Genomic DNA, 14,625 nt, shown 5'->3' on the forward strand with positions numbered 1-14,625 from the left:
TTATCGGTTGTCCGCGTACGCCTGTAGGTGTGCCACCTGCTCGGGATCGAGTGAGGGACGTACCTTCTCACGGGCGGTTGCCACGTCCGCGGCCGTCACGTCGGCCGCGTCCATGCTCCGACGCATGGCGGCGAGTGCAGCCTCACGCAGGAGAGCCGAGCAGTCTGCTGCCGAGTATCCCTCGAGATCGACGGCCAGAATGTCCAAATCGACATCTTCGGCGAGCGGTACCGACTTGCCGGAAGCACGCAGAATCGCTTTGCGAGCCTCCGCATCCGGCGGCGGTACGAATACGAGACGTTCGAGTCTGCCGGGGCGCAGGAGAGCCGGGTCGATCAGATCCGGTCGATTGGTGGCGCCCAACACCACGACGTCGCGTAGCGGTTCGACGCCGTCGAGTTCGGTCAACAACGCGGCTACGACGCGATCTGACACCCCGGAGTCGGAACTTTGACCACGACGCGGGGCAAGGGCGTCGATTTCGTCGAGGAAGATCAACGAGGGCGCCGAATCGCGTGCGCGCTGGAACAACTCTCTTACGGCCTTTTCGGAGGCGCCGACCCACTTGTCCATCAGCTCTGCGCCTTTCACGGCATGAACGCTGAGGTGCCCCGAGCTGGCAAGGGCGCGAACGAGATACGTCTTGCCGCAGCCAGGAGGGCCGTAGAGGAGCACGCCGCGGGGCGGGTCGACACCGAGGCGCGCGAAGGAGTCGGGGTGCTGCAGCGGCCACAGCACCGCTTCGGTGAGGGCCTGTTTGGTTTCGACCATGTCGCCGACGTCGTCGAGGGTGACGCTGCCGATCGACAGTTCTTCGGTACTCGAACGGGACAGTGGCCGAATCACTTCGAGGGCACCGACAAGATCTTCCTGCGTGATCTCCGGAGAATCACCGGATTTGGACGCCCGCGTCGCCGCTCGCAAGGCAGCTTCACGGCAGAGCGCCGCGAGGTCGGCGACCACGAATCCGGGTGCGCGCGAGGCGATGGCGTCGAGTTCGAGGGTTCCGGTGGGCACGCGGCGGAGCAGGAGTTCGAGCAACGCCTTGCGAGTTGCGCCGTCCGGCAGGGTAAGTGCGAGTTCTCGATCGCAGAGATCCTGGCCGCGAAGGCGCGCGTCGACGGTCTCCGGATGGGCGGAGGTCGCGACGAATGCCACGCCCGGGGTTGCGACGGCGCTGCGCAGTTGTTCGAGGATCAGTGCGGACACCGGTTCCGCGGTGGCTGGAAGCAGAGCGTCGATGTCACTGATCAGCAGTACACCACCGCCGCGCACGGCAGCAACGGCGTCGACGATTCGCTGCAGGCGGGTATTTGCCTCGGTGGCACCGACTCCCGGGCCGTCGAGTTCGACAAGTTTGCGTGAGGACAGGACCGAGCGGGCCAACGTGGCTTTGCCCACGCCGGCGGGGCCCGTGATGAGGACGCCGAGGTGCGGTGAGGCGCCGAGCGTACGGAGCAGTTCTGGTTCGTCGAGTGCCAGGCCGAGCCACTCGGTCAGCTTGGCTGCCTGCGCTTGCGCGCCGACGAGGTGATCCAGCGGAACCGACGGTGCAGGCTCGATCGCGACGGCAGCGGGACTGGAGACAAGCGCACTCGGTGTCAGCGCACCCGCCGAGCCGGAACCCCAGTTGACCGCCGAATTCGGCTGGACGCTGACCGGACCACCGGCAGGTTCGACGGCCGTGACGGTGAGCAGTTCGGATGTCCACGCGACGCCGAAGGTACGGGAAAGCGCTTGGGTGGCTTCGGAAGTGCTCGTACCCGGACCGAGATCGCGGGGGAGGAGCGAGACCGTGTCGCCGACGCTGACGACCTTGCCCAGAAGGGCTTGTCGCAGAACCGTCGAGCTGATCGAATTTGTCGCCATGGACGAGCCGGTGACGGAGACGGATCGCGCTCCGTACACCGTCACCGGACCGACCACGACGGAAGAGTTCTCGGTCAGGCCGACGTTCGACATGGTGACGTCGTCGAGAAGGATCGTGCCTGCCGGGGTTCCGGTGGGCGCACGGCCCGCGACGGTCGCGGTGCCGCGGGCTCCCATGAGTGCGATGGCATCCCATTCGCGGATGCCCAACGCCGCCAACGCTTCGGGGTGCAAGCGCACTACCCCGCGGCGTAGGTCGGCGGCAGAGGTGTTGAGTCGAACGGTGAGGGCGAGTTCCGGCGAAGTCACCTCTCGAGAGTACGTCGTGGACTAGCGGGGTCGCCGCAATCCGAGACGAGCGGCCGAGCGGCGGCCACCGACGTTGGGTTGGCGTCGGATCGCGCGGCGTTCGGAAGGCTTGATGTCCCAGGTTTCGGGACGTGCTGCCACCCACCGCTTCGAGTGCACGGCAAACGGGATGTGCACCAGGTAGATCGCGATGAGAACGATCAGCAGGATGTACGGGTAGGTGATGAGTGCGGCCGCAGCCAACGTCACCAGGACGAGCAGGCCGGCCGCCATGTGCGGCGGCACGGATACCGACTTCATCGCCAGCGTCGGGATGCGGCTGACGATCAGTGCAGCCGAGAAGAGCGTCCACACGATGACGACGAAGTGCGAAGACCACCAGCCGTCACCCCACTGAGCCGTCGCGGCCAGGGGAGTGAGGGCGATGAGTGCGCCGGCCGGAGCCGGAACGCCGACGAAGTACTCACGTGCATACGCGGGGACGTCGTCGTCGTCGAGCAGAGTGTTGAAACGTGCGAGTCGCAACACGATGCTGACCGCGTAGATCAACGCGATGATCCAGCCGATGCTGGTGCCGTCCAGCAAGGTCACGTACAGGACCAGGGCCGGGGCGACGCCGAAGGAGATGGAGTCGGCCAGTGAGTCGAGTTCGGCGCCGATCTTGCTGGTGGCGTCGAGCAGTCGCGCGATGCGGCCGTCGAGTGAATCGAGGACGGCAGCGGCGCCGATCATCGCGAGCGAGGTGCCGGGTTGTCCATCGAGAGCGAATTTGACGGCGGACAGCCCGGCGCACAGCGCCAGGATGGTGATGACGGACGGCAGCAACCGCACCGCCTGGGTGCGTTTGGGCATCTTCGCGCCGGGTTGGGCTGCTCCCGGCTTCTTCACGGCTGACTTCATCTTCGGCGTCTTCACGGCAGTTGCGCGATAACTGTTTCAGCACCGATCGTGCGTTGTCCCGGCTCGACCAGGAGTGTGGTTCCGGCGGGGAAATACGTGTCGACGCGTGAGCCGAAACGGATCAGTCCGTACGTGTCGCCGATCGGCAGGACGTCACCGACACCGGCGTAGCAGACGATGCGGCGCGCGAGCAGTCCCGCGATCTGGACAACCGCAACGTCGTGACCATCGGCGGTTTCGATCAGCATGCTGTTGCGCTCGTTGACCTCGCTGGCGTCGGCGAGATCTGCGGAGAGGAACTTGCCTGCCTGGTGAACGACCTCTTTGACCGTTCCACCGACAGGGCTGCGCTGGACATGCACGTCGAGAACCGAGAGGAAGATGCTGACGCGCGGGCGCGGCTCGCTTCCGAGATTGAGCTCGGCGGGCGGAACGGCGTTGTCGACCAGCGCCACCTCGCCGTCGGCGGGTGCGACGACGACGCCGATGCGGTTGGGCGGCACCCGGTGCGGGTGACGGAAGAACGTGGCGCATGCGGCGGCGGTGGTCAGACCGGCTCGGCGCACCCACTTACGGTTGCGGCCCAGAGCTGCAACTCCCAGCGGGGCCAGCACGAACGGCAGGCCGGCGGGATGAAGTGGCGGAATCGCATGGCGAACCAGATCGACGATATGTCCGATCCCGGTGGGTTGCGGGGTTCCGGGGGGTGTGGGTCGGCGTGCCACAGGCTCCTCTAACTACTCGGTAGGTCTTCTGCTGGTCGCACTGACAGTACGGGGTGGTAGAGCATCCATAGATTACGTGAATGCCTTCTCTCCTACGGGCTGTAGTGGCATCAAGTACGAGTAGTACCCGACACAGTCGCCCGTGCGTATCGCCAGCGGGAGCGTCGCACCGCTTACTCGGATCACCAGTTGCCGCCCCGGTTGGGCTGCGGCGGCGTCGCGCAGTCGCTGCCGGTCGACCAGTACTCGGAACCTCTCACGGGGATCTGTTCCGCCCGGATCCACCCGGGCACCACCGTCTTCGCCGACGCTGACGACGGCACTGTCCTCGGTGCCGTTGAGCAGGGCGGCAAGGTGGTCGCCGCTCAGTTCGACGGCGTCGTTGTGCTCGCGCAGGATTCGGTGATCAGGGAACTCTCCGTCCTCGATCAGCGGGCTGGACACCTCACCCCCCGGATACGACGCAGTCACCGTGCGCGGGGAGAAAGTCAGCGTCACGACGCCGGCGACATCGCGCAACAATCGCGCGAAGGCCACGGGAACGACAGCGGACACCGTCAGAGCAGAGTGAACTTTCACCTCTGCGACCGCGAGCCGGAACTGATCAGTGGTGACAAACGCAGCGACGCCGTCGTGAATGTCGAGGTGGACGCCGCGAAGTATCGGGAACTCCGATTCCTCGTTCACGGCGAACAGCACGGCGTCGAGTGCGCGTCGTAGATCCCACGAGTCGATGTCCACGCCGCCGGAGGCAGGTAGCGAATCGATCAGCCGGTGAATTCGCCCCAGTTCGGCGCGGGCGTCGGCGAGACCGTCCTCGAGGTTGCGCAGATGGGCGTCCAGGCACGAATGCGGTTCCGGCCCGGTCAGGACGGCCATCATGTCGCGGATCGGAACACCGACGCGTCGCATACCGGCGATCATGCGGGCGTCGCGGAGCTGATCGTCGGTGTACCAGCGGTAACCGGTGTGCGGATCGACGGAATGCGGGACGAGCACGCCTTCCTTGTCGTAGAACCGCAGAGCGCTGATCGGGAGCGCTGACGCCCGGGACATCTCGCCGATCGTCAAGAGGGCGGAACTAGTGGTCACGGATCAATTCTGCCCGCAGTCGCTCGATGGCGCCCCTGATCATCCGGCCGTAACCGTCGTCGGCGAGTGTGCCGACCGACGCCTCGGCCTTCGTCAGATGTTCGACGGCCTCGGTGTCGCGTCCGAGTTTGCGGTAGTCGGCAGCCAGGTTGAGGTGCAGCGATGGATAGAAACCGGCGACCTGCAGCGATGCGTGGTGTTCCTGGGCTCGCGCGTCGGTCAACGAATCGGCAGCGTCGAGGGCGCGCAGGTCCCAGCAGAGCTCCTGAGCCGGATCGTCTTGAACGTCGGCCATGTAGTGCGCGAGGGAGACGATGTGGAGCGCATCGGGGGCGGCGCTGATCTCTTCCCACATCTTCTCGAACGCAGAGCGAGCCCCGGCTCGATCGCCGGAGCTCGCCAATTCTTGTGCCTGCGCTATCTGTGTCATCACCGGATCCATGGAACGGATCCTGATGCCTCGACCAGGTCGAGGGTCAAGCAGAGGTGCGTGCAGCCGCCTCGGCCTCGCTCTTCACACGCTTCAATGTGGCATTCATGCCTTCGACGAGCTCGACCTCGAAGTCGGCGTTTCCGCCCAGGACGGTCTTGACGAGGAACTGCGAGACCTTCGACGTTCCGGTGGGAGCCTCGCGACGCTCGGTCACTTTGGTGCCGGTAGCGGTCGGCTCGAGTTCGTAGGACCAGATCGTGCGGTTCTCCGCGATGCGGAACGCCACCGACTTGTTGGGCTCGAAGCGAACGACCTTCGACGACGTCGGCCAGACCAGCAGGCCCTTGCGGTTGACGTTGATCGTCTTGGCGCCCTCACGCACGGTCCCGCCGATTACCTTCATCACCTTGCACTGGGGGCTCCATTCGCCCATGCGCTGCAGGTCGGCGACGATTGCCCACACGTCCTGCGGTGATGCGTCGATGTCGATGCTTGCTTCGAGGGTGTTGGACACAGTCTCTCCAGTCGAGTTGATGCTACGTAAAGTTACAAACACTTTTGTCGATCGTAAGCGATCCGTCAATGGACCATGTGTGTCAGGTCACTGTACGGCCGTCCAACAGGGTCGTGCGGGAACACGCGCGGTGGTAGCGGACAATGGTTCGCGCACGTATGACGATCCATCCGACTGGAGTACCGAGAAGTGAACAGCGACGCCGCGACGCAGGATGGCCTCAAGCGAGGGCTGACAGCGCGCCATATCCGCTTCATCGCCCTCGGATCAGCCATCGGAACCGGACTGTTCTACGGCAGCGCCGAGGCCATCAAACGAGCCGGCCCGTCGGTGCTCCTGGCCTACCTGATCGGCGGTATCGCGGTCTACCTGGTGTTGCGAGCGCTCGGCGAGATGGCGGTCCGTAACCCGGTTTCCGGTTCGTTCAGCGAGTACGCGAACAAGCACCTCGGACCACTCGCCGGTTTCATGACCGGGTGGACGTACACGTTCGAGATGGTGATCGTGTGCCTTGCCGACGTCACTGCCTTCGGCCTGTACATGCAGTTCTGGTTCCCGGACGTACCGAGATGGATCTGGGTTCTGGCTGTCGTCTTCTTCATCGGCGCGATAAACCTGTTGAGCGTCAAGGTGTTCGGCGAACTGGAATTCTGGTTCACGCTCGTGAAGATCACCGCCATCATCGCGATGATCGCCGGCGGCATCGCGATCATCGTGTTCGGATTCGGCGTTCACGACACCGATGCCGGAATCAGCCACCTCTGGTCGGACGGCGGGTTCTTCGCGACGGGCTTCGGCGGATTCGTCGCGTGTTTCGCGATCGTCATGTTCGCGTTCGGCGGCACCGAGATCATCGGTATCACCGCGGGCGAAGCCGAGGATCCGGCGCAGACCATCAGGAAAGCCGTCAACACGGTCCCGGTGCGCATCATTCTCTTCTACATCTGCACCCTCGCCGTCATCATGGCGATCATTCCGTGGCAGACCATCAACTCCGACAACAGCCCGTTCGTCCAGATCTTCGAGAACCTCGGATTGGGAACGGCCGCATCGATCCTCAACATCGTTGTCATCACCGCGGCCCTGTCCGCGATCAACAGCGACGTTTTCGGTGCGGGTCGCATGATGTTCGGAATGTCGCATGCCGGTCAGGCCCCGCAGGTGATGAAGAGAGTCTCCGCCAACGGTGTTCCGTGGATGACTGTTGTCATCATGACCGGTGCCCTGTTGGTGGGAGTACTGCTCAACTACCTGATCCCGGACCAGGTGTTCCTCGTTATCGCCTCGCTGGCGACCTTCGCCACCATTTTCGTCTGGATCATGATCCTGCTCTCGCAGTTCCGTTCCCGCGCTCAGATGAGTGCAGACGAAACAGCGGCACTGAAGTTTCCAGTGCCGCTGTGGCCGTACGGTCAGATCTTCGCGATCGTGTTCCTGGCTTTTGTCATCGTGTTGCTCGGCGTCATCGCCGATACCCGAGTTGCGCTGCTCGTCGGTGCCGGATGGCTGGTTCTGCTGACGGGCGCGTACTACAAGTGGGTGAAACCGGCTGTCAGCGCAGCGGATCGAAGTGGCGCATGACGGTCGGCGTCTGAGCGCCGGTCATCGAGTCGGCCACCATCTTTCCGGTCAACGGACCCAGGGCGATTCCCCACATCCCGTGACCACCGGCGACGTGCACCCGCGGCGACTTCGTGGCTCCGATCAACGGCAAGCCGTCGGTAGTGCACGGTCGTGATCCCACCCATTCCTCTTCCCGCGCAGTCCAGTCGATGCCGCTGAGCATCGGCTTGGCCGCATCGATGATCGCCTGCACGCGGCGTGGATCCAGCGGCGCGTCAGGGCTGCGGAATTCCATCATTCCGGCCACTCGGAAGCGATCGTGCAACGGAGTGCATGCGACGCGCTGGGTGGGGAAATACACAGGGTTCTTGGGGAGGTGCTCGGGCTTGACACTGAAGCTGTATCCGCGTCCGGCCTGCACCAGTTTGCGCACACCGAACGGTGCTGCGAGCTTGTTCAAGCGGGCACCGCTCGAGATGACCACGGCGTCGCCGTCGCGTGAATCACCGTGTGCACTTCGAACAGTGACTCCGCCGACCCGATCGTCGATCTGCGTGACGTCGAAACCGCTGACGATTTCTCCACCGCGTTCACGAACCGCGTCCGCCAACGAGTTCACGAACAACGGGGGATCGATGAAACGCTGATTGCGCAGGCGCAAACCGGCTTTCACACCCTGGCCGAGTGAAGGCTCGAGCGAGTGAATCGCGTCGTAGTCGAGGAGGTCGAAGTCGACCTCGCCGCCCGCGGCTTCGACGTGATGGAACTCGTCCACCAAAGTCTGTCGGTCCTTCTCGGACGCAAACGCGGCGAGGAAAGGATCGGCCAGACGGGTCAGCTCTTTGACGCCACCGTCGGCGAGTTCGTCGTACGCGCCCAAGGCTGTTCGGTTGACCTCGGTGTAGACCGACATCGCTTCCTGCCACTTCGACGGCGTGCAGTGGCGCGCGAACCCGACCAGGAACCGAATCAGCTTCAGATCGGTGGTCAGTGGCACGTACACCGGGGACGACGGGCTGAGCATCGCGCGCAAGCCGTATTGGAGCACTGCGGGTTCGGGCAGCGGAAGCGTCAATGCGGGGGCAAGCCAACCGGCGTTGCCCCAGCTCGCGTCGGCTGCGACGCCGTCGCGATCGACGACGGTGACCTCGACTCCACGTTCCTGCAAGAACCAGGCCGTCGACAATCCGACAACACCCGCACCGACCACGACCACACGATCGGGGCTCTGACGAGTTCCCATGACGCACTCCTTCTACAGACTCTGCTCGAACCGAGACGCCGGTCACATCCGGCTCTTCTCTCAAGCATGAATCGCGGGGGCGGCAAAAGGACTGGCCGTTCGGCCATCGTCGGAGCTACCTCGTTGTGGATTCGCACAACGCACCGCCGCGCCTGATCAGCGACCGAGTTTGAACTGCAGCATCAGAATCAAGCGGGTGTCGGCGTCGGTCAGGTCGACGCCGCACATCTCCTTGCCTCGACGCAGACGGTTGCGGAGCGTGTTGGGGTGAACATGCAGTGCGGCAGAAGAATTCGCCACGTCACCGCCGTGCTCGAGAAAGGCCTTTGCCGTCGCGACCAGATCGCTGCCGTGCTGAGAGTCGTGACGTTCGAGGCTTCCGAGTGGTGTGGAGTCGCCGAGTCCGTCGATGATGTCGGCGACGTGCAGGGCGAGAACGGAGGCCAACGTGTCCCTCATTCCCGCGACGGTTCCGCCGGACCGGCCATGACGAAGCGCTCCGAGAACATGGTCGGTGTCCGAGCGCGAAAGATGTGATTCGCTTGCAGACTTCACGGTCCGGCCGACGGCCACTGCCAGGAATTCGCGACCACGGGCGCGCGTGAGGAAGTCGGCGGACAATCGGCGAGCGTTGGTCTCGTCTGTCGCGATGACAAGGTAGATGGTCTCGGACAGTTGAGCGGCAACGGCGTCGACGGCCAGAGTGTCGAGGTACAAGCTCAAAGAGGCGACCAGTCCCGCCGGCAGTGGTCCCGCAACGGTTCCGACGGCGACGACGGTGAGCGGGCCTGCCAACCGCAAGTCGTCTGCGGCGCGGAATGCGGGTTCGCCACCGCCGATCAGAGCTTGGACGCGCTGGGATTGGCGACGGCGTGTGCTGTCGACCCGGTCACGCTCCGAGGCGATTCTCTCGGCCACGACAGATACCGCGGATCGAAGTATCGATTCCTGTGTGGGCGTCGGTGTTCCGGCGAGTGCAACCCAGATCGAGCCGACGGGGTGATCGTTCTCGCGAACTGCGATTACCAGGCGCGGAGTGATCGCAGGGTCTTCGAGGTCGACGTAGATTGGGTCGCTCTCTCGGTGGAGGCGATCGAATACTCCTGCATCGGAGAGTAATTGGCGGAATCGGCTGGGTACTTGCCGGCCGAGGATCGTGCCGATGCGAGCTTCGTCCACGGCCTGCTCGCCGCCGGAGTACGCGAGGACAGTCGAGTTCTCGTCCTCGATCGTGACGGGAGCGCCGAGCAATTCGGCCAGAGAACCGGCAACGGAGAAGAGGTCGTCGTCGCGCAGGTCCATGGGTGGGAGCCTACTGAGCGATCGACGGATTTCGGGTTACGACGCCTCGGCAGGACCTCGATGGCGAATATAGGCTGGTGCAATGGCCGACATCGAAGGTGTTCTGTTCGATATCGACGGAGTCCTGCTCACGTCCTGGCAGCCGATCGAGGGAGCAGGGGAAGCGGTACGCGAAGTTCGGCGGCGCGGATTGGCCTGTGGATTTCTGACCAACACAACCTCGCGCAGTTCGACGCTCATCGCGCAGGGGTTGTGCGACGCCGGTATCGAGGTCGAGGCGAGCCAGATAGTTACTGCCGCCAGGCTCACAGGGGAGTACGTGCGGGCGACGTATCCGGACGCGCGGGCGTGGGTCCTCAATCACGGTGACGTGTCTGCCGATCTCGAGGGAATCGAATTCGACGACGCCGATCCGGAGGTCGTGATTCTCGGCGGCGCCGGCCCGGAGTTCAGCCACGAGGCGCTGAGCCGAGTGCTCGAACTTCTGCTCGCCGGTGTGCCCGTCGTCGCGATGCACCGCGGGATGATGTGGGAGACCGTAGACGGCCTTCGGATCGACACCGGAACGTACTTGCCGGGCTTCGAGGAAGTGGCAGGTGTAAATATCGCCGCAGTGGGTAAACCGTCTCTCACGGGGTTCCTGACAGCCACGGAGCTGATGCATGTCGAACCTGAGGCGACGGTGATGGTCGGCGACGACCTGATCGGGGACGTCCTCTCCTCACAGCGGGTCGGCCTGACCGGAGTTCTGGTGCGCACAGGCAAGTTTCGGCAAACAGTGCTCGACCTGTCGGTTCAGAAGCCTGATCATGTCATCGATTCGGTCGCGGATCTTCCGGCCCTTCTCGGGGTCGTCCTCGAGGCTTGACCAGGCGGGGGTGACGGACTTCACTCGAGCGGGTACTCTCGCGCCCGAATCCAATGAACCTGTTCCACGAAGGAGTTTTCTATGCCCTTGATCTCGTCAGTCTGGTTCCGTCGCTCATCCTCTCGAGTCAGCGGAATTTCCAGTAGTCGGTTGGGGGGCCGCCTGGCGAGAACAGGGGCTGTGATGACTGTAGGTATGGGGCTCGCCGCCGGGCTGGCGCTGACCGGTGCGGGAGCTGCTTCGGCAGCCCCCGTCACGTGTGTCTCGCCGCCGTCGGCCAATGACATCCAGGTCTCAGAGACCGCGAGCTGCGGCGCGCAGTCCGTCGGAGCCGGCCGTTCGCAGGCCGGTGCTGCCGAGAGCGGTACCGCTGTGAGCGTCGCCGCCGACAACGGCTACTCCAATTCATATGCAAACGGCTTCGGAACCGCGCTGGGGGCTTCTCGCGGTAACGGTCAGGCGCAGGCATTTGCGCTCGGCGGCGGTATCGCGCGGGCCGGGGCGGCTGACGGCAACGTCACCTTCGCCATCGCCGGTTACGGAGCGGGCGCTACGGCCGATGCCAACGGCGTCGACTGCGTCGGAGTGCTCTCGTTTGCGGTCAATTTGAGTAACGGACAGTTCTGCATCGCGGGCTGAGGCTCAACCTTGCACTCGGCACGCTCGAGTGCTAAAAATGCAGTTGGCACTCGCGAACCGTGAGTGCCAGGTCGAGGCAGTGAGACCGGGAACCATAGACACCCCCGGTCGTCCGTCGCGGGCACTGACTAGACCACAGGCGTAGATGGGTGACCAGGCAAATCGGTCGCCCGTGTAATGAGGTGACTGGTCAAACGGTCGCCTTGTGCCGATGAGGTGACCCGACGAGCGGTCACCTTGTGTGTCACCCCCTATCCGGAGGATCACTTCGCAATGGCAAAGATCATCGCGTTCGACGAAGAGGCACGTCGTGGCCTCGAGCGAGGCCTCAACGCCCTCGCCGACGCTGTCAAGGTGACGTTGGGCCCCAAGGGTCGCAACGTCGTTCTCGAAAAGAAGTGGGGCGCCCCCACGATCACCAACGATGGTGTTTCCATCGCCAAGGAGATCGAACTCGACGACCCGTACGAGAAGATCGGCGCCGAGCTCGTCAAGGAGGTCGCCAAGAAGACTGACGACGTCGCTGGCGACGGCACCACCACCGCTACCGTTCTCGCACAGGCTCTGGTCCGTGAAGGCCTGCGCAACGTCGCAGCCGGCGCGAACCCGCTCGGCCTCAAGCGCGGCATCGAGAAGGCTGTCGAGGCTGTCACAGCTCGCCTGCTCGAGACCGCCAAGGAGATCGACACCAAGGAGCAGATCGCTGCTACCGCCGGTATTTCCGCCGGCGACCCGTCCATCGGTGAGCTCATCGCCGAGGCTATGGACAAGGTCGGCAAGGAAGGCGTCATCACGGTCGAGGAGTCCAACACCTTCGGCCTGCAGCTCGAGCTCACCGAGGGCATGCGCTTCGACAAGGGCTACATCTCGGCGTACTTCGCCACCGATGCAGAGCGTCAGGAAGCCGTCCTCGAAGACGCGTACATCCTGCTCGTCAGCTCCAAGATCTCCACGGTCAAGGACCTGCTGCCCCTGCTGGAGAAGGTCATCCAGTCCGGCAAGCCGCTCCTGATCATCGCCGAGGACGTCGAGGGCGAAGCTCTCTCCACCCTCGTGGTCAACAAGATCCGTGGCACCTTCAAGTCTGTTGCCGTCAAGGCTCCCGGCTTCGGTGACCGTCGTAAGGCTCAGCTCGCCGACATCGCCATCCTCACCGGTGGCGAGGTCATCAGCGAAGAGGTCGGACTCTCCTTGGAGACCGCAGGCCTCGAGCTCCTCGGCCAGGCACGCAAGGTCGTCATCACCAAGGACGAGACCACCATCGTCGAGGGTGCCGGCGACGCCGACGCAATCGCCGGTCGTGTCAGCCAGATCCGCGCCGAGATCGAGAACAGCGACTCGGATTACGACCGTGAGAAGCTGCAGGAACGTCTGGCCAAGCTGGCCGGCGGCGTTGCAGTCATCAAGGCCGGCGCTGCTACCGAGGTCGAGCTCAAGGAGCGCAAGCACCGCATCGAAGATGCAGTGCGTAACGCAAAGGCAGCCGTCGAAGAGGGCATCGTCGCCGGCGGTGGCGTTGCACTTCTCCAGGCAGCTCCCGCACTGGACGACCTCAAGCTCGAAGGTGACGAGGCAACCGGCGCGAACATCGTTCGCGTTGCACTGTCCGCTCCGCTCAAGCAGATCGCATTCAACGCAGGCCTCGAGCCCGGCGTTGTTGCGGACAAGGTCTCCAACCTGCCCGCAGGTCACGGCCTCAACGCTGCGACCAACGAGTACGGCGACCTGCTCGCTGCAGGCATCAACGACCCGGTCAAGGTCACCCGCTCGGCACTGCAGAACGCAGCGTCCATCGCGGCTCTGTTCCTGACGACCGAAGCCGTTGTCGCTGACAAGCCCGAGAAGGCCGGAGCGCCTGCAGGCGATCCGACCGGCGGCATGGGCGGCATGGACTTCTGAGTCCATCTCCACCTAGCTCCTAGAGCCCGGCCCACCATTCGGTGGGCCGGGCTTTTGCTTGTCTGGAGATAAATGCGGGCATTTTTGTCCACTACTGCGACGCGATCGCGGTTTCCCGTTGCACGCTCGATGCTGTGTGCGTTTACGCCCGCGCTTACGTCCGGTTGTGTCGGCGTCTTCGGACCACTGTGATGATTTCGTCCGCCACAGCGTCGAGATGGGCCATCGCGGTGGCGGCGGAGTAACGCAACACCATCCATCCGTCGAGAACGAGTGCGTTCTGACGCCGTCGATCGTTGTTGAAAGTTGCGGGGTCGGTATGGAATTCGCGCCCGTCGATCTCCACGATCACCCGGGCTCGCGTGTCGACCAGGTCGCCGAAGTAGGGTCCGACCCGAGCGTTGATCTCCAGGTGGACGTTGCGCGCAGTCAGCGCACGGGCGACTGCTCGCTCCGGTTCCGAACGAGTGAGCGGGCAACAGGTGCGGAGTTGTTCGCGTACGGCGGGGATCCCGTGCCTGCCGCGGCTCGCATCACACAGTTGGGCTATCGACTTCCACGGCACTCGGGTCGATACCGCCGCGTCGAAGAAGGCCTCGAGTTCCGGGCGTGGCAAAGTGGTCGCGACGTCGATGAAGCACTGCTCGATCGGCACGATCGGTAAACCCATCCACTCATCCGTCGAGACTCCTGTTCGTCGGTGAAGCCGTACCCACTGCGGACTGCCTGCTCGGACGCTGGGAGCCACGGTGGCCTCGACGAAGCGTGGTTCCTCCGGCAGGAGATCCCACAGCCAGGCCGCGCTGGTATGGCTGAGGACGGCCTCGGGCTTCCACAGTGTGACCGCGACGCAACGCTCGAAGTATCCAGGTTCTTCGGTGGAGTACACCGACGGCAGGATTCGATGGAGTCGCCCTGACCGCGTGGATCGGGAGATCGAACTGCTCGAGGTGCCCTGCTCGAGCAACTGGTTTCTCGTGACAACTTCCACGTATGCACTGTGGCGGCAAGGGCCTGACGACGCGGATTCAGAAGCCACTTTGTGGATGGCCGCGTGTGTGTGGACAACCTCATGGCGTAACAGGTGTATCGAGAAGGTGGGGAACGAGAAGCTTCACCTATCCGAATGTTGAAGGATGTTTGATATTTTCCGTCCCGATTGTTCGCCTCCGCTAACCTGTGAAGTGCGGATACCTCTAGTTCTTTTGGTGGATAATTCTGTTCTGAATACCCTCAAGTACTAAGCCTTTCGGACGACGTGCATTCCGG

At 63.9% G+C, this 14,625-nt stretch carries 13 protein-coding genes; 4 read left to right on the forward strand and 9 right to left on the reverse strand.

The window, feature by feature from the left end; translation table 11 throughout:
• From AC1DVN_RS17155 to AC1DVN_RS17180, 6 genes are all read right to left on the reverse strand, one after another.
• Positions 1-2,178 carry an AAA family ATPase gene (locus tag AC1DVN_RS17155; protein WP_387390686.1) on the reverse strand — a complete coding sequence of 726 codons (2,178 nt, stop codon included), beginning with the start codon at positions 2,176-2,178 and terminating at the stop codon, positions 1-3.
• 21 nt (positions 2,179-2,199) lie between these two features.
• Positions 2,200-3,030 (reverse strand): CDP-alcohol phosphatidyltransferase family protein, encoded by an 831-nt coding sequence (locus AC1DVN_RS17160; RefSeq protein WP_029254795.1) that lies wholly within the window; start codon positions 3,028-3,030, stop codon positions 2,200-2,202.
• A gap of 59 nt (positions 3,031-3,089) precedes the next feature.
• On the reverse strand, positions 3,090-3,803 hold the full coding sequence (locus AC1DVN_RS17165; protein ID WP_003941540.1) for a phosphatidylserine decarboxylase: 714 nt from the start codon (positions 3,801-3,803) through the stop codon (positions 3,090-3,092).
• A gap of 72 nt (positions 3,804-3,875) precedes the next feature.
• Positions 3,876-4,895: a DNA polymerase III subunit beta family protein gene (locus tag AC1DVN_RS17170; protein WP_041814771.1), complete on the reverse strand. Its 1,020-nt coding sequence runs from the start codon at positions 4,893-4,895 to the stop codon at positions 3,876-3,878.
• The gene (locus AC1DVN_RS17175; RefSeq protein ID WP_019744481.1) at positions 4,885-5,337 is read right to left on the reverse strand and encodes a hypothetical protein; all 453 of its coding nucleotides are present in this window, start codon (positions 5,335-5,337) and stop codon (positions 4,885-4,887) included. The genes AC1DVN_RS17170 and AC1DVN_RS17175 overlap by 11 nt, the downstream gene beginning before the upstream one ends.
• Positions 5,338-5,371: 34 nt before the next feature.
• The gene (locus tag AC1DVN_RS17180; RefSeq protein ID WP_003941500.1) at positions 5,372-5,842 is read right to left on the reverse strand and encodes an SRPBCC family protein; all 471 of its coding nucleotides are present in this window, start codon (positions 5,840-5,842) and stop codon (positions 5,372-5,374) included.
• A gap of 189 nt (positions 5,843-6,031) precedes the next feature.
• Here AC1DVN_RS17180 and AC1DVN_RS17185 point away from each other — a divergent pair, with 189 nt between their 5' ends.
• Positions 6,032-7,423 (forward strand): amino acid permease, encoded by a 1,392-nt coding sequence (locus AC1DVN_RS17185; protein ID WP_019744479.1) that lies wholly within the window; start codon positions 6,032-6,034, stop codon positions 7,421-7,423.
• On the opposite strand, the gene AC1DVN_RS17190 is transcribed toward AC1DVN_RS17185, so the two are convergent.
• Positions 7,395-8,648, reverse strand: coding sequence for an NAD(P)/FAD-dependent oxidoreductase (locus tag AC1DVN_RS17190; protein WP_007733715.1), 1,254 nt, complete (start codon positions 8,646-8,648; stop codon positions 7,395-7,397). The genes AC1DVN_RS17185 and AC1DVN_RS17190 overlap by 29 nt on opposite strands.
• Before the next feature lie 156 nt (positions 8,649-8,804).
• Positions 8,805-9,950, reverse strand: a complete 1,146-nt coding sequence (locus AC1DVN_RS17195; RefSeq protein WP_020906710.1) for a PucR family transcriptional regulator — start codon at positions 9,948-9,950, stop codon at positions 8,805-8,807.
• A gap of 82 nt (positions 9,951-10,032) precedes the next feature.
• On the opposite strand from AC1DVN_RS17195, the gene AC1DVN_RS17200 reads away from it, so the two are divergent.
• From AC1DVN_RS17200 to groL, 3 genes are all read left to right on the forward strand, one after another.
• Positions 10,033-10,818, forward strand: a complete 786-nt coding sequence (locus AC1DVN_RS17200) for an HAD-IIA family hydrolase (RefSeq protein ID WP_019744476.1) — start codon at positions 10,033-10,035, stop codon at positions 10,816-10,818.
• An 81-nt stretch (positions 10,819-10,899) separates the two neighbouring features.
• Entirely contained in the window at positions 10,900-11,457 is a 558-nt protein-coding gene (locus tag AC1DVN_RS17205; RefSeq protein WP_019744475.1) for a DUF6764 family protein, read from the forward strand.
• Between the two features lie 273 nt (positions 11,458-11,730).
• Positions 11,731-13,356, forward strand: coding sequence for a chaperonin GroEL (gene groL, locus AC1DVN_RS17210; protein WP_003941476.1), 1,626 nt, complete (start codon positions 11,731-11,733; stop codon positions 13,354-13,356).
• A gap of 154 nt (positions 13,357-13,510) precedes the next feature.
• Here the strand turns inward: groL and AC1DVN_RS17215 are convergent, their stop codons facing one another.
• Complete coding sequence (locus AC1DVN_RS17215; RefSeq protein WP_290284484.1) at positions 13,511-14,347, reverse strand: DUF559 domain-containing protein; 837 nt, start codon at positions 14,345-14,347, stop codon at positions 13,511-13,513.
• Between the last annotated feature and the right edge of the window lie 278 nt (positions 14,348-14,625).

It is taken from the genome of Rhodococcus sp. P4_E4 (assembly GCF_056401575.1).

What these genes read in the sequence shown, in the direction of transcription:
- AC1DVN_RS17190 (WP_007733715.1), bottom strand. Translation starts at nt 8,648, where the DNA reads ATGGGAACTCGTCAGAGCCCCGATCGTGTGGTCGTGGTCGGTGCGGGT.
- AC1DVN_RS17200 (WP_019744476.1), top strand. Translation starts at nt 10,033, where the DNA reads ATGGCCGACATCGAAGGTGTTCTGTTCGATATCGACGGAGTCCTGCTC.
- AC1DVN_RS17205 (WP_019744475.1), top strand. Translation starts at nt 10,900, where the DNA reads ATGCCCTTGATCTCGTCAGTCTGGTTCCGTCGCTCATCCTCTCGAGTC.
- AC1DVN_RS17160 (WP_029254795.1), bottom strand. Translation starts at nt 3,030, where the DNA reads ATGCCCAAACGCACCCAGGCGGTGCGGTTGCTGCCGTCCGTCATCACC.
- AC1DVN_RS17195 (WP_020906710.1), bottom strand. Translation starts at nt 9,950, where the DNA reads ATGGACCTGCGCGACGACGACCTCTTCTCCGTTGCCGGTTCTCTGGCC.
- groL (WP_003941476.1), top strand. Translation starts at nt 11,731, where the DNA reads ATGGCAAAGATCATCGCGTTCGACGAAGAGGCACGTCGTGGCCTCGAG.
- AC1DVN_RS17175 (WP_019744481.1), bottom strand. Translation starts at nt 5,337, where the DNA reads ATGGATCCGGTGATGACACAGATAGCGCAGGCACAAGAATTGGCGAGC.